Origin of the sequence: Bradyrhizobium sp. HKCCYLS20291, assembly GCF_051167715.1 — a bacterium.
Classification (GTDB): domain Bacteria; phylum Pseudomonadota; class Alphaproteobacteria; order Rhizobiales; family Xanthobacteraceae; genus Bradyrhizobium.
Map to the genome: position 1 here is coordinate 632,241 of NZ_JBNPTO010000001.1, position 24,607 is coordinate 656,847.

Below are 24,607 nucleotides of genomic sequence, written 5' to 3' on the forward strand. Positions count from 1 at the left end.
TCGCAGGCCGCCACGGAGGGAGGCAAATCATCTTGTGAGAACGGAGCGCCGGCGTGCGATAGGCGCCCGGCCTGGATGACAGCTCGGACGCTTAGTTTCAATTTTACCAAACATTTAGCGACTTCGCTTACGGTGCCTCTTTGTTGCCATGCAACGCTCAGGACGAGCGATGTCGAAGCCCCATCTCACGATCGCCGATGAAGTGCAGGCGGCGATTGCCACCGGCTCAGCCGAACGCTGCTCCGGCGTTGCCGAGCGGGTCGCGTCGCTGTTCATCGCCTCGGCCGGGAGCCTCGACGTCGAGCAGCACGCGCTGTTTTCCGACGTCTTCGAACGCCTCGTGAATACCATCGAGCTACGGGCACTGGCCGACGTCGGGGCGCGGATCGCGCTGGCTGAGCTGAGTGTGCAGCTTGCGCCCGTGCCGCAGGCCCCGCTGGCCGTGATCCGGCGGCTCGCGCTTCATAGCGACATCGCAGTGGCCGGGCCGGTACTGTCGGAATCGCCGCGGCTCACCCCCGAGGATCTGGTCGAGATTGCGAATACGAGGGGCGAGAAGCATCTCGTAGCCATCGCCGGCCGCTGGTGGCTGCAGGAGATCGTCACCGACGCGCTTCTGGTCCGGCGTTTTCCGAGTGTCAGCCGGAAGCTGATGAAGAATCCGGGGGCGCGAATTTCTGCGGCCGGCTTCGCGATCGTTCTGGCGCAGGCGACGGGCGACCCGGAACTCGCCATCGCCACCGGTATTCGCGCCGATCTGCCGTCCACGCTGCGCAGGACTTTGCTGCTGCAGGCCACCGAAGCCGTCAGGGCGCGGCTGCTCGCGTCCGCGCCGCCGCATCTCTACGAGGAAATACGCAGCGCCATTTCGGCGGCGGCGGCCGTCGCTGAGCAGGACATGTCGCGCTGTCGCGATTTCGGCAGCGCCAAGCTGACCGTCGGGCAGTTGAAGCAGACCGGCAAGCTCGACGAGGCGATGCTGCAGGACTTTGCCCGGCAGCGCCGCTATACGGAAACGATCGCGGCCATCGCAGAGCTCGCGAAATGCAGTGTCGAGCTGGTGCGTCCGTTGATGCAGAGCCTGCGCAGCGACGGCATTCTGGTGCCCTGCAAGGCCGCGGGGCTGAGCTGGAACACGGTCGCGACGATCCTCGACAGCCGGTTCGTCTCCGGCCAGACGAAGCCCGACGAACTGATCAAGCTGAAGACGAAATACCTCGCGCTGACATTGGACGAGGCGCAGCGCCTGCTCAAGCTGTGGAGCGTCAGGGCCGCAGCGCCTTCCAAATCCCATTGAGCAGCCGGCGCACGCCTGTTCGGCGCCGGCCGTTGGCAGCTGCTTGGCCGGATCAGAACCCGGCGACCGTGCCGTGCAGGTCGTATTCGTCAGCCCGTTCGATCTTGGCCGTGACGATCTCGCCGATGCGGAGCGGCCTCCGGCTCGATAGATAGACCGCGCCGTCGATCTCGGGGGCGTCGGCCTTGGACCTGCCCTTGGCTACGGTCGGGCCGACCTCGTCGATGATGATTTGCTGGCGTGTTCCGACCTTCCGCTTCAGCCTGCGGGCGGAGATCTTCTGCTGCCGCGCCATCAATGCGTTCCAGCGCTCCTGCTTGATCTCGGCGGCGACCTGATCGGGCAGCGCATTCGACGTCGCGCCAGCGACGGGCTCATACTTGAAGCAGCCGAGCCGATCGATCTCGGCCTCCTCCAGCCAATCCAGCAGATAGGCGAAATCCGCGTCGGTCTCGCCGGGAAAGCCGACGATGAAGGTCGAGCGCAAAGCGAGATCGGGGCAGGCGGCCCGCCAGCTCTTGATCCGGTCCAGCGTCCGGTCCTGTGCCGCAGGCCGCCTCATCGCCTTCAGGACGTTGGGGCTGGCATGCTGGAAGGGGATGTCGAGATAGGGGAGCACCTTGCCCTCCGCCATCAGCCCGATGACCTCGTCGACATGCGGGTAGGGGTAGACGTAATGCAGCCGCACCCAGGCTCCGAGATCGCCGAGCTCGCGGGCCAGATCGAGGAAGCGTGCCCGGACGCTGCGGTCCTTCCATTGGCTCTCGGCATATTTCAGGTCGAGGCCATAGGCGGAGGTGTCCTGCGAAATCACCAGCAGTTCCTTGACGCCCGCCTCGACCAGGCGCTCGGCCTCGCGCAGGACGTCCGCCGCCGTACGCGACACCAGATCGCCGCGCAGCTTCGGAATGATGCAGAACGTGCAGCGGTTGTTGCAGCCCTCGGAAATCTTCAGATAGGCGTAGTGGCGGGGCGTCAGCTTGACGCCCTGCGGGGGAACCAGGTCGAGATGCGGGTTGTGCACGGGCGGTAGCGCCCGGTGAACGGCGTCCAGCACGCTCTCGTATTGCTGCGGCCCGGTGATCGACAGCACGCCGGGATAGGCCTGTTCGATCTGCTCCGGCTCGGCGCCCATGCAGCCGGTGACGATGACCTTGCCGTTCTCGGCCATGGCCGAGCCGATGGCGGACAGCGATTCCTGCTTTGCGCTGTCGAGGAAGCCGCAGGTATTGACGATCACGATGTCGGCGCCGTCATGCTTGCGGGCAAGCTCGTAGCCCTCGGCGCGCAACCGCGTGATGATGCGCTCGGAATCGACCAGCGCCTTCGGACAACCGAGGCTGGTAAAAGAAATGCGCGGCGCTCTTTCCATGTGCTCGCCCGGGACCTGTTGAATTGTTCGGATATGGCACCCCAACTAATTGATCCGATGAAGAAATTCAATAACGAACGTGAGCGGTGCGATATTAAAGCAGGCTCCTGGAGGGTGAGGCGATCGGCCATATCCGGGAGGTATGGACGGACTGAGGGGCTCTTGATGCCGGAGCTCGTTCCAATCGAGCCGAATGGCTCGAACGTGCGCGTTTTGGTTGTTATTCTGTTTCTTGCTTGATTCAACGGAGCTCAACAGCGATGCGCCGCTTCATCCTCGGCATGGCCTTCGTCATCGTTTCCTGTGGCGCGACGTTTCCGGTGCGAGCTGAAGTCGACAAGATCATCCATGTCTGCGATGGCAAACTAGGCATGTGTCCGGAATTCAGGCCCCGCGTGGATGCCCCTGATGGGTGGGTGAGGAACGAGGCCGCGAGCCTCAAATACGGCGCCTCGATGTTCGTGCCTGTCGGTAAGAAATTCGGCAAAGCCGAGGCCATCATCTATGCCCGAGGCAGCTACAACAAGGATCGGACCGGATTGGCTCAATGGGTCGCAGGCAGCGATCGGAATTGGACGGCGACATCCGACGCGAATGCCAAGATCACGGCGCTTCCCTCGATCAACCCGAAGGTCATCATCAACCGCTACGACAATCCGTCTCTGAAGGACCAGCCGATCGAAGTCATCGCGCATTACGCTGATCTCGACAAGGACGGCAACTCCTACGTCGTGCAGCTGGTGATCTCCGGCCTCAACGAGACGGCGGTGCTGGCTGCAGTGCCACTTCTCGACAAGATGATCGCTCGCGCGCTGATTCCGTGACCACCGGCTCCGGGCGGACATGCCGGGAACTCCGGTCGAAAGCATCCATTCGTTGTCTCAGCCGCAAGCGATCGAAACAAGGCTGATCTGGGACGCGGAACCCTGCTGCATCTTGGAACTGACTGATGGGCGAGGCGTCAGCTAGTCCGAAATACTCAGAAAGACAAGGCTTCAAGGCGGCCGCGTCCATGCTATGGATGACCGCCCGGATCCCCTGGTGATCGATGAGCGCCGAGCAGTCGCCTAAAATCGTAATCGTTGACGAGAGCCCGATCCGCGCAGCCATTCTGGAAGAGGGCCTGCGGGAGGCGGGATTTACCGGCGTGGTGCATGTCAGCGAGATGCAGGGACTGCTGGCGCGCATATATGCCCTGGACCCCGACGTCATCGTCATCGACCTGGAAAACCCCAGCCGCGACGTGCTCGAGCAGATGTTCCAGGTCAGCCGCGCCGTCCGCCGGCCGATCGCGATGTTCGTGGACCAGAGCGACGCTGCCTCGATCCAGGCTTCCGTCGAGGCCGGCGTCTCCGCCTACATCGTCGATGGTCTCAAGAAGGAGCGGATCAAGCCGATTCTCGACCTCTGCATCTCGCGCTTCAATGCGTTCTCGAAACTGCAGGATGAACTCGAGCGCACCAAGTCGGCGCTGGAGGATCGCAAGGTCATCGACCGGGCCAAGGGCATTCTGATGAAGATGAAGGGCTTCACCGAAGAGGAAGCCTACGTCCTGCTGCGCTCCACGGCGATGCGCGAGAAGAAAAAGATCGGCGAGATCGCGCAATCGATCCTGACCGCCTCGGAGATGCTGAAATGACCGGGCCGCTTCGCATTGGCTTCATTCCGCTGGTCGATGCTGCGGCCCTCATCGTCGCCGTCGACAAGAGATACACCGCGGCGGAAGGTCTCGATGTCACGCTGGTGCGCGAGGTCTCCTGGTCCAATGTGCGCGACAAGCTCAATATCGGACTGTTCGACGCGGCCCATCTGCTCGCTCCCGTCGCCATCGCCTCCAGCCTCGGCATCGGTCACGTCAAGGTCCCGATCGTGGCGCCGTTCGCCCTTGGCGTGAACGGCAACGCCATCACGGTGACGCCGTCGTTGCACGCCGCGATCATGGCGAATCTCGACGGCGACCGCTTCGACCCGATGGCGACGGCGCTCGCCCTGGCGCGCGTGGTCGCCGAGCGGCGCAAGGCGGGCGCCGAGCCGCTCACCTTCGGCATGACGTTTCCGTTCTCGACCCATAACTATCAGCTTCGCTTCTGGATGGCGGCGGGTGGCGTCGATCCCGACGAGGACGTCCGGCTGGTGGTGCTGCCGCCGCCCTACATGGTCGACAGCATCGCCAATGGTCATGTCGATGCCTTCTGCGTCGGCGCGCCCTGGAATTCGATCGCGGTCGATCTTGGCATCGGGCACATCCTGCATTTCGTTTCGGATGTGCTGGTGCGGGCGGCGGAGAAGGTGCTCGCCGTCCGGCAGAGCTGGGCTGACAAGCATCCGGACGCATTGACGGCGCTGGTTCGCGCGTGCGCGCGCGCGGCTGACTTCATCGAGCAGAACCGCGAAGAGGCGGCGCGCATCCTGGCTCAGCCAGAGAGGATCGGGGTCGATGCGGAGGTGCTCCAGCGCACCCTGGACGGTCGGCTGAAGATCTCGCCGGACGGTACCATCCGGGAAAGCTCGCGCTACCTGCTTGTCGGCCGTGAGGGGGCGGTTCGGCCGGAGAAGATCCAGGCCGCTTGGCTGTATGCCCAAATGGTGCGTTGGGGCCAGACACCGCTCAGCGGCGAGGCGCTGGAGACGGCCATGGGCGTCTTCCGGCCGGATATGTACGACGCGGCGCTCGGAACGGCCGGGCCCGCGCAGGACAGCGCCATTGGCGCGTTTGCCGGTCCGCCATTCGCGGCTGACGACGTGCTGGGCCATCTCAAGGCCTTCAAGATCGGCCGCTGGAAGGCCTGATCCACCGCGACGATCAGAATTCGGGCATCCAACTCTGCCGACCAATATTTGGGCGGCATGCCCGCTTTTCGGGGCTTCGGCCTGCATTGGCGCGCTCGGCGATTCGGGCAGAGCGCTGTTTTTCCTCACATTTCCTGGGCTTTGGGTCTGGCACGCAACTTGAATGTTGCAGTGCAGTCGGCCGCCACAGATGCCGCTGACTGCAATCCTTGCCGGATTTCCGCAGCAACGAAGCTGATCGGACCGCTGATCTGAACACGCCCGAGCCGGGCGTTCGGACGAGGCGGTCCTCATCCCATCCTCAAAGCCGATCGCCGTGGCCGCTGGAGCTTCGTCCGCCATCATGAAAATCGAACCCGTGTCAGTCGACTTCAACGACGAGCAGAAGCGCTACCTCGAAGGACTGGCCGTTGGCCTCAAAGTCAGTCTGGGCGGCCGTGCTCCGGCTGCGGCTGCGACGGCTGCAGAGCCGACCGGGCCCGACGCCATCCACATCAAGGCCCAGGACAAGGTTCTTGCATCCGGGCGCAAGCTCGCCGACCAGGAGAAGGTCAAGCGCGAACTGCATCCGTTCGATGCCTATGAGAAGCTGAAGGACCAGGCCCGCAGCAACGCCGCGCCGTCGGCGGCCGACAATTTCCGCTGGCGCTATTACGGCCTGTTCCACGTCGCGCCGGCGCAGGATTCCTACATGAGCCGGCTGCGGATTCCGAACGGGATCATGAAGCACTGGCAGCTCGCGGGTCTCGCCGATCTCGCCGATCAGCTGTGCGGTCCCTATAGCCACGTCACGACGCGCGCCAATCTGCAGCTGCGCGAGATTCCGCCCAAGCACGCGGTCATGCTGCTGGAGGGGCTCTCCGATCTCGGCCTCACCGCGCGCGGCTCCGGTGCCGACAACATTCGCAACGTGACGGGAACGCCGACGGCCGGCATCGACCCGCAGGAGCTGCTCGATACGCGGCCCTATGCGCGCGAATGGCACTTCCACATCCTCAACAACCGCTCGCTGTATGGGCTGCCGCGCAAGTTCAACGTCGCGTTCGACGGCGCCGGCCGCATCGCTGCGCTGGAAGACACCAACGACATCGCGTTCTCCGCCGTCGAGGTGAAGGACGGCTTTGGCGCTGCGCCGGGCGTCTGGTTCAGGCTCGGCCTCGGCGGCATCACCGGCCACAAGGATTTTGCCAAGCCGACCGGCATCATCGTCGAGCCGGAGCGTGCGACCGAGGTCGCCGACGCCATCGTGCGGCTGTTCATCGAGACCGGCGACCGCACCAATCGCCTGAAGGCGCGGCTCAAATACGTGCTGGACAGCATGGGCCACGACAAGTTCATGGAGGCCGTCGAGGCGAAGCTTGGACGCAAGCTCACGCGCGTGCCGGACGAGGCGCTGAAGCCGCGCCCGGAATCCGATCGCATGGCGCATATCGGCGTGCATCAGCAGAAGCAGCAGGGGCTGAACTGGATCGGCGTGGTGCTGCCGCTCGGCAAGCTGACGACCGACCAGATGCGCGCGCTGGCGAAGATCGCGGCAGATCTCGGCGATGGCGAGATCCGGCTCACGGTCTGGCAGAACCTGCTGCTGTCGGGCGTGAACGACGACAACATCGCATTGGCCTGCGCGGCAATCGAGCGGGCCGGGCTGTCGACCAAGGCGTCGCCCATTCGCGCCGGATTGATCGCCTGCACCGGCAATGCAGGCTGCAAATTCGCGGCATCGAACACAAAGAAGCATGCCGCCGAGATCGGCGACTGGTGCGAGAGCAGGGTGGATGTCGACACGCCGCTCAACATCCATCTCACCGGCTGTCATCACTCCTGCGCGCAGCACTACATCAGCGACATCGGCATGATCGGGGCCAAGGTGCCGGTCGGCGACGGCGACGACACTGTCGAGGGCTATCATCTGTTCGCCGGCGGCGGCTTCGGACCGCAGGCCGATATCGGCCGCGAGGTCTATCGCGACCTCAAGGCGGCGGATGCCCCGCGGACCGTCGAGAAGCTGCTCAAGGCCTATCTCGCCCATCGCGCCTCGCCCGAGGAGACCTTCCTCGCCTTCGCCCGCCGCCACGATGGCGAAGCGCTGCGCCAGCTTGCCGAAGCCCAGACCTCGTCCGAGGTGTCAGCATGAACCAGATCACGCCCATGTCGAAGATCGAGATCATCCCGCCGACCGCGCCGTTCTCCGAGGCGCAGCGTTCCTGGCTCAACGGCTTCCTCGCCGGCGCCCTTGGCCTCGACGGGACGACGGCGTTGTCGCCGGCGCAGAACGGCGCCGTGCTCGCGCCCGCCGGCAATGGCGATGATGGCGAGGCGCCCTGGCACGACCAGACGATGCCGATCGCCGACCGCATGAAGCTCGCCGACGGGCGTCCGCTGCGCAGGCGCATGATGGCCGCGATGGCGCAGCAGGATTGCGGCCAGTGCGGCTACAATTGCAGCGACTATTCGGATGCGATCGCCGATCGCAGCGAAGCCCGGCTGAACCTGTGCGTCCCCGGCGGCAAGGAAACCGCGCGGATGCTGAAGGCACTGTACGAGGAGATCGACAAGGCGCCAGTGACAAAGCCCGCCGCGTCGGCAGCAGTGCCCGCGAAGGTGTCGGTCGTCGTCAACGAGGCGGGGCGCTCGCGTGACAATCCGGTCGAGGCGACGTTCCTGTCGCGGCGCCTGCTCAACAAGCAAGGTTCGGAGAAGGAGACCTGGCACATCGAGTTCGATCTCGGCGAGGCCGGGCTCGATTATGTGGTGGGCGATTCCTTCGGCATCTTCGCCAAGAACGACCTCGGTCTCGTCGACCAGATCATCGCGCTGCTCGGCGCCTCGCACATGACCGAGGTGAACGGCAAGCCGCTGCGGCAATGCCTGCTCGAGGACGTCTCGCTGTCGCCGGCGCCGGACTCGCTGTTCGAGCTGATCTCCTTCATCACCGGCGGCGCCACCCGCGAGAAGGCGCGGCGGCTGGCACAGGGCGAGGATCCCGATGGCGATGCGGCGACGCTCGACGTGATGGCCGTGCTCCAGAAGTTCTCCGGCGTGCGGCCGCACCCCGAGGCCTTCGTCGAAGCGCTGGAGCCGCTGCAGCCGCGGCTGTATTCGATCTCCTCGTCGCACAACGCAACGCCGGGCAAACTCTCGCTGACCGTCGATTGCGTCCGCTACGTCATCGGCAAGCGCAAGCGGCTCGGCCTTGCATCGACCTTCCTGGCCGAGCGCATCAATCCCGGCGACAAGCTGCGCGTCTACGTGCAGAAGGCGCACGGCTTCGCGCTGCCGGCCGATCCGAAGACGCCGATCATCATGGTTGGCCCGGGAACCGGCATCGCGCCGTTCCGCGCCTTCCTGCTCGATCGCAAGGCGACCGGCGCGCCGGGCAAGAACTGGCTGTTCTTCGGCCACCAGCGCAGCGACTGCGATTTCTTCTACGCCGACGAGCTCAACGCGATGAAGACGGCCGGGCAGCTCACGCGGCTGTCGCTGGCGTGGTCGCGGGACGGCGACAAGAAGTTCTACGTCCAGGACCGCATGCGCGAGGTCGGCCGCGAGGTGTGGACCTGGCTCGCCGATGGCGCCCATCTCTACATCTGCGGCGATGCCAAGCGCATGGCCAAGGACGTCGAGCGCGCGCTCGTCGACATCGTCGCCCAGTTCGGCGCCCGCTCCACCGACGAGGCCGTCAGCTTCGTCGCCGACCTCAAGAAGAAGGGCCGGTTCCAGCTCGACGTCTATTAACCAAGCGAATCGGGCTGGAACCCCGCGGATAAAATTCTCGGCCGGAACCACGGCTGAGAATTTTATGGTTCCAAGCGGACCCCGGGCAGGGGGCTTGTCGTTATTTCGCCGGTTGCCTTGCGCCCGGCCCCGAGAACGCATTTCTCTCGTGGCTGGAACTTCAGGAGACCGCCGATGCAGACGATCACACACCTGCGCCCGATGCCTCAGGCTCGCGCCATGCGCGAGCGGAGCACCACTGCAGCGCTGGTCGCCTTCTACGGCGCCGTGGCCCTGATTGCTGCGATCACGCTGGGCATGCCCTTCACCCATCCGTTCTGATCAAATTCCTTTTCGATCACGGCGCCGTCTTGAACGGCGCCACCTTGATCCCCGCCGCATCGAGCGCCTTGCGCACCTCGCGCGCGATCTCCACGGCGCCGGCCGTGTCGCCGTGAATGCAGACGGTGTCGGTGCGCATCTTCATGACCTTGCCCGTCACCGAGATCACCGCGCCATCCTGCACCATGCGGGCGACGCGATCGGCAATTACCCGGGGATCATGCAGCACCGCGCCGGGCTTGCTGCGCGACACCAGGAGGCCGTTGTCGTCGTAGGCGCGATCGGCGAACACCTCGTGCGCCATCGACAGGTTCGCCCTCTCACCAGCCGTCACCAGCTTCGAATTGGCGAGCACGACGAAGATCAGGCTGGGATCGACCGCCTTGATCGCCTTGGCGATCGCGTTGGCCGTCATGTCGTCCTCGCAGGCAACGTTGGACAGCGCGCCATGCGCCTTCACGTGCGTGACCTTGTGTCCCGCCGCCGTCGCGATCGCCTGCAGCGCGCCGATCTGGTAGGCGACGAGGTTCTCGATCTCCGAGGATTTCAGCCCCGGCACCGGACGCCGGCCGAAGCCGTGCAGGTCGCGATAGCCGGGATGCGCGCCGATGCTGACGCCCCTGGCCTTGGCCATCTCGACCGTCTTTCGCATGATGTCGGCATCGCCGGCATGAAAGCCGCACGCGACGTTCACGGACGTCGCCAGCTCGATCATCGCAGCGTCATTGCCCATTTCCCACGGGCCAAAGCTTTCTCCGAGGTCGCAGTTCAGGTCGACGGTGCTGGTCATGTGATAAAGTCCGCTCGTTGATGAGATGCAATCGCTAATCAGGCGTCACTCCAGGCCAGGTCGCGACGTCGGTTGCGCTCACGGCATGGCCGGCGACGTTGGCCGTGAACAGCGCGTCAGTGTTGAACTCACTGCTTGCGCGTTCGGTGACGCGGCCGGGCAGGCTGCGCAGCAGATCCCTGAAGCGGCGCAACTCCGCCTGCGCCTCGGCCATCGTCACCGCCCTGAAGCGGAACGGCGTGCCGGCCGGCGTCTGCGCCAGACGACCATAATCGGCTGATATCACGGTCGCGATCTTCGGATATCCACCGCTGGTGCCGCGGTCCGACATCAGCACGATCGGTGAACCATTGCCGGGCACCTGGATGCTGCCCTCGACGGTGCCATCAGAGACGATGTTGTGGCCATGCAAATGACGGATGACGGGGCCCTCCAGGCGATAGCCCATGCGATCGCTGGTCGCCGACACCATCCAGTCGCTGCCGAGGAACAGCGCCTTCATCTCGTCGCTGAACTCGTCGTCCTGCGGTCCCATCACCACGCGGATCGCGCCGCTGGCCTTCGGCAGTTCGATCTGCATCTCCGGCGTTGGGCTGGCGGGTGCGACATCGAACACATCGCCGGATTGCAGCGGCCGGGGGTAGGGGCTGCCAAGTCCCGCGCGCGCGTTGACGGAGAGGCTGTTGAACATCGGCTCGCCGGCAATGCCGCCTGCGATCGCGAGATAGCTGAACGAGCCACCGCGCGCAAAACCGAGCGTGAGCTTTTCGCCCCCGTTCAACGTCACCGACGTATTCATCTCGATCTGCCGCTTCGCCACTTCGGCGGGGCGCGGCGCGCCTGACAACGCGACGCGCACAGCGCCGCCCTTTGCGCTGAACGTCGCGCCAAACGGGCCGATCTCGATCGCGGCCGCCATCGGCTCATTGCCGACCAGGCTGTTCGCTGCCGCCAGCGACAGCTTGTCCATCGCCCCCGACGGCGTCAGCCCGTAGCGCTGCGCGCCGAAGCGGCCGCCATCCTGGACGGAGCTCGCCGGGCCGATCTGGGTGACAACCAGCGTGCTCATGCCGCGATCCGTTCCGCGATCAGCTCGCCTGCTTCGGCGGCGCGCTCCTGCTCGGCAAAGGTCTTCACGTCGACCGCGGTGAACCTGACCTCGTCACCGGGCTCGAGCAGAAACGTCGGCTCGCGGTGCAGCTGGAACGTCCGCATAGCGGTCCGGCCCAAGAGGTGCCAGCCGCACGGACCGGCAAGACATTGAATGCCGGTCTGGATGCCGCCGATGGCGATGATGCCGGCCGGCGTCGCCAGTCGCGGGTTCTGCCGGCGCGACATCTGCAGCGACGGGTCGAGGCCCGACAGATAGGACCAGCCGGGCGTGAAGCCGATCATCGCAACGCGATAGGTCCCGGCGACGTGGCGGGCGACGACTTCGTCGGGCGTCAGGCTCAGCGCCTTGGCGACGTCCTCGAGATCGATGCCGTTCTCGCCGCCATAGCAGACCGGAACCCGCCAGCGCCTGATGTCGGTCTCCGGCGCCAGCGAGCCGGCCGACAGCGCGAGCAAGCGGCTGCTGAGCGCCGCGTGATCGATCACGCCGGGATCGTAGTGCACCAGCAGCGAGCGATAGGTCGGCACCGTCTCGGTGACGCCATCGATCGCTGCCGCAGCCAGCGCGTGATCGAGGGCCAGGACGCGGCGGTTGGCGGTCTCGTCGATGGTCCGGCTGAACTCGACGGTGACGGCGCTGTCGCCACTGGGCAGCAGGCGAGGGGGTGGAAAAAGGTCGGCCATGAGTCCGAAGAGTCCGCGTTGATGGTCCCTGATCTAGCTCGTTTCGGTCGGGAGTGGAATTGGGTCAAAGGCAAAAAGTCTCGAAAATTCAATAAATTAATCGGATGTCTTGCGATAAGGAGACTTTATCGGGCCTCCCGCAACCCCGCATGCGCGGTGTGCACCTCGCTGGCCCTTGACGGCACGACCGCCGCTCGCAAGATGCGCCTGCTTTTTTCCGCCAGCCCGTTTGGAGCACTAGTCTCACAATGTCCCTCACGCCCGAAGCCATCGCCACCCTGTCCCAGGTCACCACCGCGACCATCACGACGGTCCTGCTGAAGAAGGGGTTGCGCAACGTCTGGCTGCGCGGCGCGAAGCCGCTGCGCCCGGGACAGAAGCGGCTGGTCGGTCCCGCCTTCACGCTCCGCTTCGTGCCGGCGCGCGAGGATCTGGCGACGCCTGAATCCTGGTCGTCGCCGATCTCGACCCGCACCGCGATCGAGGCCATGCCCGAGGGCTGCATCGCGGTCGTCGACGCCATGGGCGTCAAGGACGCCGGCATCTTCGGCGACATTCTCTGCGCCCGCATGGTCAAGCGCGGCGTGACCGCGCTGATCACCGACGGCGTCGTGCGCGACCTCGAAGGCGTGCTCGGCACCGGACTTCCCGTGTGGTGCGACGGCTATGCGGCGCCGCCGTCGGTCGCGGGTCTGACCTTCGTCGGCTGGGGCGAGGCGATCGGCTGCGGCGGCGTCGCCGTGTTCCCGAACGACGTGATCGTCGCCGACCAGGACGGCGCGGTGCTGATCCCGCAGGCGATGCTCGATCACGTGCTCGCCGAGGGCCCCGAGCAGGAACGCATGGAGGCCTGGATCGTCGACGAGGTCAACAAGGGCGCGGTGCTGCCGGGCCTGTATCCCATGAACGCCGAGACCAAGGCGCGCTACGCCGCGTCGAAGAAGTAGGTCGCGGCGACGATCGATCGACGGCAGAGTTTCAGGAAAGGCACGATCATGGTGGACGTTTATCTCGCGGGCTCCCGCCCCACGCGCCGCGCGGCGGCCGAAAGCTTCACGGGCACGGTGTGGCAGGACCCGATCATCACGCCGCAGGCGCCGGCCCGCGTCGCCTCCGCCCGCGTGGCGTTCGAGCCGGGCGCGCGCACCGCATGGCATACCCATCCGCTCGGACAGACGCTCTACGTCATCCAGGGCGTCGGCCGCGTGCAGGCCAAGGGCGGACCGGTGCGCGAGATCAAGGCGGGCGACGTCGTCTGGATCCCGCCGGGCGAGAAGCACTGGCATGGCGCCGCGCCGACCACCGGCATGGTCCATGTCGCGATGCATGAATCGCTCAATGGCGAGCACGTCACCTGGATGGAGCACGTCACCGACGAGGAATACGCGACGCCCGTCGGCTGATGCGGGACTAACAAGATGTCGGGCGCGCGGTCGCAAGGCCGCGTGCTTTTGTTTTGAACGGGCGCCGCTCAGTTCACCCGCGTCCAGGTCTGGCCGCCGCAGAACATGCCGCCGAACGCGCAGCCCTGCACCTTCAGACTGTCGGCTCCCTTGAGGGCGATGGTCGAGTCGTAGGTGCTGCCGCTGTTCGGATCGAAGATGCGGCCGCTCCACTTCTTCTCCTGGCCCTTCTCGCTCGGGCGCATGTTGATCAGGATCTGCTCGCCATTCTGGCTGGTCTTGGCGTCCACGGCGTAGCCGCACAGATTGGCGCCGCAGGGCTCGATGCGGATCTTGCCTTCCTTCTCCTCGGTCAGCCACAGGCCGACAGGCGAGTTCGGATCGCGCGGGGCCGCCGCCGGAGGCGGCGCAGCCGTGGCAACGGTCGCGGGCGTCTGGGCTGCACGCGGCGGCGGCGCCGCAGGGGCAGGAGCCACCGGAGCTGGAGCGACGGGAGCCGGCGCAGCCGGAGCGGCGGCAGTCGTTGTCGCCGTAGCCGGCGGTGATGCCGGCACGGGGGATACGGGCGCCGGCGGTGCCGCTGCCTGGGCGGGCGCTGGTGCGACCGGCGCAGCTGGCGGAGGGGCGGGGGCGGCCGCAGTCGCGGGCGTCGCCGGAGCAGGAGCGGCTGGAACCTGCGTGGCCGGGGCTGGCGCCGCAGGAACCGGCGTCACAGCGGCCTCGGCGGGCGCTGCGGCTGGCTGCTTGCGCTGGCCATCCTGGCCGCTTTTGGCCTTCTTGGCCTTCTTCTGCTCGGTATTGTCGTAGACCCCGGGGATCTGCACCGTGCCGCGGTCCGGATCGATGCGGATGGTGTTGCCGCCATACTCGATGACGTATTGCGCCTGTGCGGCGCTGCTCGCCAGCACCACTGCCGCAACAGCCAACAGCCTCTTCATCAGTGTCTCCGCCATGCCGGTTGCTGATGTGAGCGAGCTCACGCGCTGGTAAGTCGCAGCTGCGGCAACCCCGGTTCAATGCAAGGCCTGCTCAAAACAAGGCCTGCTCAGAAATCGAGCGGCGCATTGTCGACCACCTCCTTCATCACGAAGAACGTGCGTGTCTGGCGCACCCCGGGTAGCGAGATCAGCTGGTCGCCATGCATGCGGTTGAAGTCCTGCATGTCGCGGACGCGGATCTTGAGGAAGAAGTCGAAATCGCCGGCGACCAGGTGGCAGTCGAGCACGAATTTCAGCTTGCGGATCGCCGCCTCGAAGGTGCGAAAGCTCTCCGGCGTCGAGCGGTCGAGCACGACGCCGACCAGGACCAGCGCGCTGCGCTCGACCTTCTCGGGCGCGATCTGCGCACGCACGTTTCTGATGTAGCCGTCGTCGAACAGACGCTGGGTGCGGCGATGACAGGTCGCCGGACTGACATGGACCGATGCGGCCAGCTCGGCATTGCTCATGCGCCCGTCCTTCTGCAGCAGCTGCAGGATCCGGCGATCGACGCGGTCGAGTTCGGTATCGGAAGGTTCTTTCATCAGATGGCCGTCAGGTGAGAGAAATCGTCGTAAAATTGGCTTTTGTCCGACGTAAGCACGGAAATGTCGGCCAATAAAGAGAGCACCTTTCTCGTCCATTTTCGTATGGTGCGGCCGACCCATTCCACCACCCACGGAGAGATCCCGTGCTTCGGCTCGACAAGTTCAAGAAGTATCCGCTCACCTTCGGCACCACCCCGATCGAGCATCTGCCGCGGCTGACCGCGGCGCTCGGTGGCAAGGTGCAGATCTACGCCAAGCGCGACGACTGCAACTCCGGCCTCGCGATGGGCGGCAACAAGCTGCGCAAGCTCGAATACATCGTGCCCGACGCGATCGAATCGAATGCCGACACGCTGGTGTCGATCGGCGGCGTGCAGTCCAACCACACCCGCATGGTGGCGGCGACCGCGGCCAAGATCGGCATGAAGTGCGTCGTGGTGCAGGAGAGCTGGGTGCCGCACGAGGACGCCGTCTATGACCGCGTCGGCAACATCCTGATGACCCGCCTGATGGGCGCCGACAGCCGCATCGTCGAGGACGGCTTCGACATCGGCATCCGCAAGAGCTGGGAGAATGCGATCCAGTCGGTGAAGGATGCCGGCGGCAAGCCCTACGGCATTCCGGCCGGCGCCTCCGTGCACAAGTTCGGCGGCCTCGGCTATGTCGGCTTCGCCGAGGAGGTGAGGGCGCAGGAAGCCGAGATGGGCATCAAGTTCGACTACGTCATCGTCTGCGTCGTCACCGGCTCGACGCAAGCCGGCATGATCGTCGGATTCGCCGCCGACGGCCGCGCCGACCGCGTCATCGGCATCGATGCCTCCGGCACGCCCGAGCAGACCCGTGCCCAGGTCCGCCAGATCGTCGACAACACCGCAGAGCTCGTCGAGCTCGGCCGCAAGGTGCGCGACGACGAGATCGTGATCCTCAACGACTACGCCTATCCGGCCTATGGCGTGCCGAGCGCCGAGACCAACGAGGCCATCCGCCTCGCAGCTCGTACCGAGGCGATGATCACCGACCCGGTCTACGAGGGCAAGTCGATGCAGGGCATGATCGACCTGGTCAAGAAGGGCTACTTCCCGGAAGGCTCGAAGGTGCTCTACGCCCATCTCGGCGGCGCCCCCGCGATCAATGGCTACAGCTACACGTATCGCAACGGCTGAGGACGGCGTCGGCTGCGGCCTCGCCGCGATGAGCCGCGGTGCTGCAACAACCACAACTGTCGTCCCGGCCTCCGAGCCGGGACCCATACCCACCGGCGGTGCTGATCTTGCCGCTGCTGCATCTCCGCGCCTGCCACAAACAACGGCCTGTGAGTATGGGTCCCGGCTCGGAGGCCGGGACGACACCGAATATGTGGCGCGAGTGATCCAGATAACTATCAAACACGACAGTGCGTCCTCGCGACGCATGACGTCCGAGCGATTCATTCGTTCGACCCTCCTGAAAGAAGAGGGCGCAGGGAATGCCGGGTGAGGGCCTCACCCATGGCCCGCCTGCACAAGAATAAGCAGGCGGCAGTCACCACAGGTGCAGCCGATCACCGGCATTCCCTGCGCGATGGTTTTAACGCTTCTTTCGTGCTCTCCCCGGTGTACGGCTTGTTAGCCACCGTCGCAGGCGGGATCATCATCCCCCGCCGACTTGACGCCAGCACCGCGGCGTCAGGACCACACGACTTCACGTCCGCATCATTGCCGCTCGTCGGCGTGCAAGCACGCCCGGCAACAACACGGCCATCGCCTCCCCACCTCGCGTGTCGTGACGATCGCGCGCAACGCCCCTCTCGATGAGGCGGGATGCGGGCAGTCAATCATATATTTCTGAAAAACGAAAGAAGAAAATTTGTGCCGAGAGTACTGGACACACTGATTTGCATTGATATTGCACGCAAACTTCGTGTTTCGGCGCAGCCGTCGAGAAGACACTCGCCAGTCGGAGAGCCGCGAAATCGCGATCGGCTTGGACCGGAGCGATGGTCGCGGTAGGATTTAATGCCGATCACGGCGCGAACCCTCGATCCGGAATTGCCGAGCGGGTTGTTGAAACGACATGATCTGTCTTGACTACCGGACGTGCGGTCCAGATGGCGAGCCGTCGGTTGTGCATGTCGATCAGGAGTGGCGTTACCGGATCACGCTTCTCGCGGACGACTTCGAGACGTTCATGAAGCACGACAAAGTTCACAAAGTGCTTGGCAAGGGCGACTTCGTGCTCGTTGTCAGCGAAGGCCGCCTTGGCGACAAGCATACGTCCTTTTATGATTTTTCCGTGTGAAGGACGACAAGTTCGCCGAACATTGGGACATTCTGGAAACCATTCCATCGAAGGCCGAATGGAAGAACAACAACGGGAAGTTCGGCTTCTGAGTGCGCGGTGATGCCCATTGGTCGCGCGATTGACCTGCAACGGTAGTTTGATCGCTGTCTTGCTGGCATTGTTGAGCCGAGGGAAACAAGCGACAAGAATGACTCCGCCCCGCCGCGGGTTCGGCGCACGCAGAAGTGCTCTCAGTGTTGCTGGGCGGGGACGGTCCGATCGATGAAGTGGTGCGCACCTGCAAGGCGACCATGCGGGTGCGCAGAATAAACGGCAAGGCCTCGAGCCCGCGAACGTTGCACGCGACAACGCACACCCAGTGCCCCTGATCCTCCGGGGAGGCGTTGCGTACGTCACGGAATTCGCAAGCGTAACAGCTTCGCCCCTACAATTTGCCGTCGCGGACAAGTCGCGCGACGTGCACATTGAGCTTGTCGAGCAGCGCATCGAACTGCGCGCGCTCGCCATCCGATAGAACGGTCAGCATTTTGCGTTCGCGTTCGAGTAAGATCGGTGGCCGCAGTCGCCCGCGGATTGGGAACCCGATTGACAGGATACTGGATGAATTTACAATCATAAGTTGTTTAATTGATTCGCCATCCCTATGTTGCACGAAGAGAACCGATCATGAGCACCACCGCCGCCGGTCTCGAGGTCGGGACATTTCGCGTCGATTCGAGCGGACAGGCGACCTATCGCATTCCGATCCCACTTCCTCCAGGAATCGGCGGCCAAAAGCCGGCCCTCGAAATCGCCTACGATCACCGTCGCGGCAACGGCGCGATGGGGATCGGCTGGAGCCTGTCGGGGCTTTCCTCGATAGTCCGCATGAAGGCAAATCCCAGCACCGACGGCTACCAGGGCGCCATTACCTTTACCGATGGCGATCGGCTTGCCCTTGACGGCAAGCGGCTGGTCAATGTTCAGGGCGACTATTGGGCGGCGGACGCCGTCTATTACCTGGAAGACCATGACTGGCGGCAGGTGATCGCCGGCGCCGCCGCGACCGACGGCTTCACAGTCTACACCAAGAACGGCGACGTCTTGTCCTATGGCACCACCACGGACAGCTGCATCATGGCCGGCAGTCAAGCCGGCACCGTCGTTCGCGCCTGGGCATTGGCGTCGATCGAAGACCTCAACGGAAACATCATTCAGTTCAGCTATACTAACACGCCCTATACCGGCAGCGTCGATACGGGCGAGTATTATCTGTCGACGATTTCCTATTCGGTGCGCACCGTCGCGCCAGTGATCCAGGCGCAACGGATCCTCACCCTGGCCTATCAGTCGCGCCCCGATCTCATCACTGTCTGCATGGCTGGCCAGACGATAACTACCAGTGCGCTGCTCGCCACCGTCGCTGTCATGATCATACCGAGCGCCGAAGCGTCGCCGGTACCGGTGACCAGCTATGCCTTCGTTTACGAACAATCCGCCGTCACCAACCAGAGCCGCCTGAGTTCGATCACGCGGACCGGCGCCGACGGGTCGACGCTCCGCCCGACCGGAATTTACTGGGGCGAGGTCGACCAATTGTCCTTCGACTGCAGCCAGCCGACCACGGCGGTGACGCTCGGTAGATTGCGGAAAATGTTTCTTGCGGATATCGATGGTGACGGCAAAACTGAACTGATCGCCGTCATGGAAAGTCGGGGCCATACGCTGTTGGCCGGCGTGGTGGCGCAAAGCGATGACTGGCAGGGGCAGATCTCCTTCGCGCCAGGCGCTTCTTCCGCTCTCCTCGAGGGATACGATCGCGGCTTCTCAGAATTCCTGCCGGCCGATGTCAACGGAGACGGGATGGCAGATCTGGTTGTTGCGTTCCGTGATCGCCAGACAGGTAATCTTTCCTTTGACATCTATTTGTCGACCGGATGCGGCTATCAATTCGCCAATCGGGCCGTCACCCGCCAGCCATATGATCCGTTGAGGCAGATCTTCCGGGTCCTTGACGTCAACGGCGACGGCCGCTCCGACATCGTCCAGGCGGTCGACGCGTCCGGTAGTCTCGTTTTCAATATCTTCATCTCGGATCTCGCTGGCGCCGCCGGCAACAGCGTTGGCACGCTGTCGAGTCCGTTTGCTCCCATCGCCACCTCCTTGGCCTGTTCGTTCGACAGCCAATGGCTGTTTGCCATGGACCTGAACGGCGACGGACTCGTCGATCTGCTCTATGGGTCCACCGCCTCCGGCAGCCTGGTCCTCACGCCGTTCATCTCGCTCGACACGCCAACCGGCCTGCAGCCGTTGGTCGCCGGCGCCACCACCAATCTCGGCACAGTCGACGGCGCCAGCTTCCTGTCACCGCTCGACGTCAATGGCGATGGGTTGGTCGACCTCGTTTGGATCCAATCCACCAGCTTGACCCTCAGCACGCTTCTGTCCAACGGCGCCGGCCAATTCACGATCAATCAATCCGGTACGCTGCCGACCGGCTTCGTACTCAATATCGATCAGGTTTATTGTATCAACAGCCCAAGCGAAGCCAATCTGGTTGCGCTCAGCACCCCATCGGGGGCCACGCAGACCACGTTGTCGATCATTTCGACCAGCAATCTCGGGGCGACCGTGACCGTTACTACCCAGCAGGTCAGCCAGACGGTTTCCCCCGGCCAGGTGTTAATCGGCGACCTGTCCGGCACGGGCGTCGGCGACATGCTGTGGTATTCAGCCGCAAGCGACTTCACCTGGAACATCACGCCGTTTCCCGCTCGGGGCAACCGACCAAACCTGGTCAAGACTCTGCGCGATCCCATGGGTGCCGAAGTGTCGATCGACTATGCGCCGCTTTCCGATGCCCGCGTCTATGCCGCAACGGTCCGCCCCCTTTATCCCAAGACCAGCGGACTGCGCTTCCCCGACCGGTTGTCGCCCGCCTTGTTTCCTGTCCAGGAAATCCTTGGCTTGGCGCTGTATGTGGTGGCCGGCTATGTGCGCAGATGGACGCCGCCGCAAACCCCGGTTGCGATCGACCTGGAAGAGGAGCGCTTTGGATTCCAGTACGAGGATGCCAAGCTCAATCTGAGCGGCCGGGGATGGGAAGGGTTCAGAAAAAGGACCACCGTCAATTTCGGCACCGGGCTGCACAAGATCGAGACCTATGGTCAGGACTTCCCGTTCACCGGAAGGCCGACCTCGGTCCGCCTCGAAGCAGCGGGCGCCCTTCTGCAAGAGGTGGTCAGCAGCTATTGCAGCCGCGCCCCCAGCACGGCGCCGTGCGGCCGGGCCGTGGAAACCCTGCAAACCGGCCAAATCCTCCGCCATTTTGAAGACGGCAGGCTTGATTACGTGGTCGGCTCGACCTTCAGCTATGACGCCTATGGCAATTGCAGCATGGAGGTTTGGAACGGCTATATTCAAGATCCCCCGGATGCGGCCATGGCGACGCCGGGCGCCCCCACGCTGACGCCCCTCGATCCGGATGAAGTCGTCTATCACCATCGCCGCTACCAGAATACGACGTCCAGCCCCGGCTGGTCGCTGGGTTACCTGTTGTGGGACAAGGTCACCGTAAACGCCGTCGACGGCGACATCACCAGCTTCAAGACCGGCGATCTGACGCTGGCCGGCCGCACCTATTTTTCCGGCACCTGCAACGTGCAGACGGATTCAGCCTGGGATGACGGCAACCAGGTCTGGCTGACGACCGCCTACACCTATGGTGCGACAGGCAATCTGGCGACCCAGACCGCGCCCGGCGGCGGCGTCACCACCTGGGTGTTCGAGTCGAACTATCACAGCTTTGCCTGGTCTTGCACGTCCCCGGCCAACAATTCGGGGACCTCGCTGGTCACGCTGTTCGGTTATGATCCGAGATTCGGCATTGAAGTCGCCCGGCAGGATCCCAACCAAACCATCTTTGCCCAGGCGCTCGACGGCTTCGGCAGGGTCGCGACCAAACAAGGGTCGGCGCCTCCCACAACGTCCCCAGCGACCAATCAAGTGACGTCTTGGGTAACCGGAGACACGCCGACCACCTTCACCCAGGCGTCGTTGGTCACTCTCGAGCAAGTGACCTTCGGCGGGGGCGGTCTGGCCGAACTCCATTGGTTCGGGTCCGACCAGTACGGTAATTCGTTGGGCAATGTAACACGCGAGCTTGATGCGTTGGGACGCGAGCGGCGGCTGTCGCGATTAGTGGACGACCGCACCGTGGACACCTTCACCAACTACGCGCCTTGCGGCAAACCGGCGCTGCGCAGCCTGCCCCTGTTCCGGTCGGATTCCGCAGCGCCCCGCCCGCCGGCCGTGCTCTCCACTTATGACCCATTGGGGCGATTGCTGTCCCGCAGCGCGCCGATCGGCACCGACGGCGCCGACACGACGCTGGCTACCTGGCGCTATGGCCGCAGACAAACGGTCACGGAAGTCCTGGCGGAGGGCAGCGACTCGGCGTTCAGTCGAGTCCTGCAGCGGCATCTGTTCTTCGGCAAACCGAAGATCGTGCAGATCAGCACGGTTTCTGGAACGGGCGAACAGGCCAGCCTTGCCGTCACGACCTTCGGCTACAATCGCTTGGGGTGGCTCACCCAGGCCGTCGATCCGAACGGCATTGCCAACAGTTTCGTTTTCGATTCGCTGGGGCGCCTGGCAAGCGCCAACGATCCCGACCGCAACACCACCGGCACCGGGGCAGCGATCCAGAATGCCTATCATGCCGCGACGGGGCTGCTCAAAAGCGCGACCGACGCCAGCGGCGGCCAGCGCTCCTTCACTTACGATGCCCTGGGCAGAACCCTGAGCAAGACGCTTTCCGATGGCCGCGTGGTAACTTATGTCTACGATACGTCGAGCCCGGGCTATCTGGCGCAGGTGAGCATTGCCGACAGCAGCGGCACCGTGGTGTCGAGCAGAACCTTCACCAACGATCTCTACGGCCAGGTCAGCAGTGAATCCCTGTCCTTCGGCGACTGGGCCTTAACGACATCCTCGGTCATGAATTGGCGCGGACAACTGCTGTCGCGCAACTATCCTGATGGAACCACGCTCACGAATACATACTCGTCGAATGGTCTTCTGAACAAATTCCTCCTTGCTGATACCAACAACAATAGCTTGATATCTGGAACCTATTATCAGTTTACTGCAATGGGACTTTGGCAAAATCTCCAGCTGACGGGTACACCCATTGGCGAGCTGAATTTAACCTATGGGTATAGTCCCTGCGGCCTGCTGATGACCGAGACGGTCAACGAGACCGAGATGAATCTGACATATTGCTATGATTCGCTGATGCGGCTCCGCTCCATGACCGACAGTGCGGCGCCCGCGGCGGATCAGACGGAGTCTTTCAGCTATCAGGACCAACGCCTGGTCGGCGCCACACTTCCCCGATTCACGCCGTCGAATTTCTCCTTCGCCTATGATCCGGCGGGAAACCTCACCAGCAAGGACGGGAATAGCGTAACTTATAACGCGCATTTCCCCGCGAGTATCACCGGCCCGAGCGGAACCGTTCTCTACACCGCGACACAGGATGATTGTGGCCGAACGATTTCTCGAACCGTCGGCGGCACTACCTCGACCTTCGCCTACGATGGGTTCGGTGCGCTGTGTTCAGTCTCCAATGCTCAAGGCGTCGTCAAGACCATGACGACGGAAGACGATGGCCGGTTGCTGCAGGAAAGTGAGGGACAAAAGACGACGCTCTTCCTTGCGCCGGACTACCAACTGATCCAAGAGGACGCGGGCAACGGCACGACCAGCACCATACGCAAATATGTGTTCGACGGGCTCGGACCGGTCGGCATGGTGGAGACCATCATGCCGACCGGTCCGAGCACCGCCACGCTTTTCCGGCGCGATCACAAGGGCAGCATCACGCGTCTCTACCAGGGCGGCGCCGTCACCGCGATCAACGACTTCGCCCCTTATGGGCGGCTGCAAATTCGCAAGGGCGCCGAGTCGGCGAATCCGACTTTCGAGGGCAAGAGCTGGTCGTCGGCGAGCGGGCTTTACCGGTTTGGAGCGCGCTACTACGACCCCAATACCGGCCGCTTCCTCACCCCTGACAGCCAGCTGGGCGGGCAGAGCCTGGCGCGGCAGGATGTCTGGAACCGCTTCGCCTTCGAACTGAATGAACCGATCAATCACATCGACCCCAGCGGTCACAGTGTCTGGGATGATTTTGCCGGCTTTTTTCTGGGCGTGGTCGAGATCTGGTCGGGGATCGCTCTCGGGGTGGAACTTGGAGGGCTCGCGGGGTCGGTGGCCGCCGGCGCCCTGATCTCGGCGGGAACCGGGGCGATCGTCTCCACTGCCACGAATCCCACCAAGAATGACCAATTCTGGGCGCACTTCTGGGAGGAACAGGCCATCAATTTGGTCGTGGGCGGGGTTCTCGGCGCGGCCATCCCGGCGGCCGAAGGCGCGATAGCTACGGCGGCCTTTGGCGCCGTCGCTAAGAACGGACTGACGATCGCGGTTGATACGGTGATTTCGGCCGCGGGCAATGCGGGTGGCCAGTTCGTGACCAATGCGGTGGAAGGCAACACATTGGGCGAGGGCTTGACAGGCGCCCTGGTGTTTGGCGGGGCGTTCGGCGCGCTTGGCGCCATCGGACCGCGTGTGTTGTTTGCTACTCCCTTGGGAGACTTGCGCTATTTCCGCTTGGCCGCCGAACGTGACGTATCCGAACAGCTCGGCAGGCCGATTTCATCGCTTCATCAAATTAGTGCATCCGACTTCAACCAGTTGCAAATCCCCAAGGGCTTGAATTACCGCCCCAACGTGGTGGGGCACCCGTGGAATGCTGTTCAGCTTGCGATCGCAATGAGGATCGCTGCAACACGCCAGGTTTTCATCGATAGATTCGCGGTCGGCTTTGCCGCTGCGGCGGACATCGGCTACGGCCCATTGCAGGCCGAAAGCATCGCCAGCAAGGCACAGTGGGTTAATTCTGAGCTATAGGACGATGCCTGCAAGTGTCACAATGGCCTGCTAGTTTGGGGCGGTCTTTTCTTGGGGGCGTCGCTGAGCAGATGGGGACGTTACCGCCCCCATCCCCTCGCAGACCCGGACGAGTGGAATTCCCGGCGGTTCTTCACGAGTGAGATTCGGGTTACGGTGAGGTGCCTTGACGTCGTCATCTTGACTTTCAACAGTGATGTCACTAGGGAACAGCGCCCCGCGACAGACGCGGACAGACAGAGGCGTACCATGACGGACGATAGCCAGCACCGGGAGTCTCGCTAGCGCGTCCGCTGAGGCGTGCTTGCGCGCCTCCCCTCCGATGCCGGACGGCCGACGCTGCCGG

At 64.0% G+C, this 24,607-nt stretch carries 18 protein-coding genes; 12 read left to right on the top strand and 6 right to left on the bottom strand.

Going from position 1 to position 24,607, the window contains the following annotated elements; genetic code table 11:
• Positions 1-169: 169 nt before the first annotated feature.
• The gene (locus tag ACQR07_RS03020; RefSeq protein WP_434900860.1) at positions 170-1,297 is read left to right on the top strand and encodes a DUF2336 domain-containing protein; all 1,128 of its coding nucleotides are present in this window, start codon (positions 170-172) and stop codon (positions 1,295-1,297) included.
• Positions 1,298-1,349: 52 nt separating this feature from the next.
• Here ACQR07_RS03020 and rimO read toward each other — a convergent pair whose 3' ends face one another.
• Entirely contained in the window at positions 1,350-2,669 is a 1,320-nt protein-coding gene (gene rimO, locus ACQR07_RS03025; RefSeq protein ID WP_434900861.1) for a 30S ribosomal protein S12 methylthiotransferase RimO, read from the bottom strand.
• A 260-nt stretch (positions 2,670-2,929) separates the two neighbouring features.
• On the opposite strand from rimO, the gene ACQR07_RS03030 reads away from it, so the two are divergent.
• From ACQR07_RS03030 to ACQR07_RS03055, 6 genes are all read left to right on the top strand, one after another.
• Positions 2,930-3,493, top strand: coding sequence for a hypothetical protein (locus tag ACQR07_RS03030; RefSeq protein WP_434900862.1), 564 nt, complete (start codon positions 2,930-2,932; stop codon positions 3,491-3,493).
• Between the two features lie 224 nt (positions 3,494-3,717).
• Positions 3,718-4,308: an ANTAR domain-containing response regulator gene (locus ACQR07_RS03035; RefSeq protein ID WP_008965342.1), complete on the top strand. Its 591-nt coding sequence runs from the start codon at positions 3,718-3,720 to the stop codon at positions 4,306-4,308.
• Positions 4,305-5,459: a CmpA/NrtA family ABC transporter substrate-binding protein gene (locus ACQR07_RS03040; RefSeq protein WP_434900863.1), complete on the top strand. Its 1,155-nt coding sequence runs from the start codon at positions 4,305-4,307 to the stop codon at positions 5,457-5,459. The genes ACQR07_RS03035 and ACQR07_RS03040 overlap by 4 nt, the downstream gene beginning before the upstream one ends.
• 343 nt (positions 5,460-5,802) lie before the next feature.
• Entirely contained in the window at positions 5,803-7,593 is a 1,791-nt protein-coding gene (locus ACQR07_RS03045; RefSeq protein ID WP_434900864.1) for a NirA family protein, read from the top strand.
• Positions 7,590-9,194 (top strand): sulfite reductase subunit alpha, encoded by a 1,605-nt coding sequence (locus tag ACQR07_RS03050; protein ID WP_434900865.1) that lies wholly within the window; start codon positions 7,590-7,592, stop codon positions 9,192-9,194. Before ACQR07_RS03045 ends, ACQR07_RS03050 begins: the two co-directional genes overlap by 4 nt.
• A gap of 174 nt (positions 9,195-9,368) precedes the next feature.
• On the top strand, positions 9,369-9,515 hold the full coding sequence (locus tag ACQR07_RS03055; RefSeq protein WP_434900866.1) for a hypothetical protein: 147 nt from the start codon (positions 9,369-9,371) through the stop codon (positions 9,513-9,515).
• 16 nt (positions 9,516-9,531) lie between these two features.
• On the opposite strand, the gene ACQR07_RS03060 is transcribed toward ACQR07_RS03055, so the two are convergent.
• From ACQR07_RS03060 to pxpB, 3 genes are read right to left on the bottom strand one after another with little or no spacing between them, the layout of a single operon-like run.
• Positions 9,532-10,305 carry a LamB/YcsF family protein gene (locus ACQR07_RS03060; RefSeq protein ID WP_434900867.1) on the bottom strand — a complete coding sequence of 258 codons (774 nt, stop codon included), beginning with the start codon at positions 10,303-10,305 and terminating at the stop codon, positions 9,532-9,534.
• Between the two features lie 34 nt (positions 10,306-10,339).
• On the bottom strand, positions 10,340-11,374 hold the full coding sequence (locus tag ACQR07_RS03065; RefSeq protein ID WP_434900868.1) for a biotin-dependent carboxyltransferase family protein: 1,035 nt from the start codon (positions 11,372-11,374) through the stop codon (positions 10,340-10,342).
• Positions 11,371-12,102 carry a 5-oxoprolinase subunit PxpB gene (pxpB, locus tag ACQR07_RS03070; protein WP_434900869.1) on the bottom strand — a complete coding sequence of 244 codons (732 nt, stop codon included), beginning with the start codon at positions 12,100-12,102 and terminating at the stop codon, positions 11,371-11,373. The genes ACQR07_RS03065 and pxpB overlap by 4 nt, the downstream gene beginning before the upstream one ends.
• A gap of 248 nt (positions 12,103-12,350) precedes the next feature.
• Here pxpB and ACQR07_RS03075 point away from each other — a divergent pair, with 248 nt between their 5' ends.
• A complete protein-coding gene (locus tag ACQR07_RS03075) occupies positions 12,351-13,049 on the top strand; it encodes a ribonuclease activity regulator RraA (protein WP_257164758.1) in 699 nt (232 codons plus the stop codon).
• Positions 13,050-13,097: 48 nt separating this feature from the next.
• Positions 13,098-13,505, top strand: coding sequence for a (R)-mandelonitrile lyase (locus tag ACQR07_RS03080; RefSeq protein WP_008965351.1), 408 nt, complete (start codon positions 13,098-13,100; stop codon positions 13,503-13,505).
• A gap of 68 nt (positions 13,506-13,573) precedes the next feature.
• Here ACQR07_RS03080 and ACQR07_RS03085 read toward each other — a convergent pair whose 3' ends face one another.
• A complete protein-coding gene (locus ACQR07_RS03085) occupies positions 13,574-14,443 on the bottom strand; it encodes a DUF2147 domain-containing protein (protein ID WP_434900870.1) in 870 nt (289 codons plus the stop codon).
• Positions 14,444-14,550: 107 nt separating this feature from the next.
• Positions 14,551-15,027: an Lrp/AsnC family transcriptional regulator gene (locus ACQR07_RS03090; RefSeq protein ID WP_434900871.1), complete on the bottom strand. Its 477-nt coding sequence runs from the start codon at positions 15,025-15,027 to the stop codon at positions 14,551-14,553.
• 146 nt (positions 15,028-15,173) lie between these two features.
• On the opposite strand from ACQR07_RS03090, the gene ACQR07_RS03095 reads away from it, so the two are divergent.
• From ACQR07_RS03095 to ACQR07_RS03105, 3 genes are all read left to right on the top strand, one after another.
• Positions 15,174-16,193 (top strand): 1-aminocyclopropane-1-carboxylate deaminase, encoded by a 1,020-nt coding sequence (locus tag ACQR07_RS03095; protein ID WP_434867279.1) that lies wholly within the window; start codon positions 15,174-15,176, stop codon positions 16,191-16,193.
• Between the two features lie 889 nt (positions 16,194-17,082).
• Complete coding sequence (locus ACQR07_RS03100) at positions 17,083-17,307, top strand: hypothetical protein (protein ID WP_434900872.1); 225 nt, start codon at positions 17,083-17,085, stop codon at positions 17,305-17,307.
• A gap of 669 nt (positions 17,308-17,976) precedes the next feature.
• The gene (locus ACQR07_RS03105; RefSeq protein WP_434900873.1) at positions 17,977-24,261 is read left to right on the top strand and encodes an RHS repeat-associated core domain-containing protein; all 6,285 of its coding nucleotides are present in this window, start codon (positions 17,977-17,979) and stop codon (positions 24,259-24,261) included.
• The last annotated feature ends 346 nt before the right edge of the window (positions 24,262-24,607 follow it).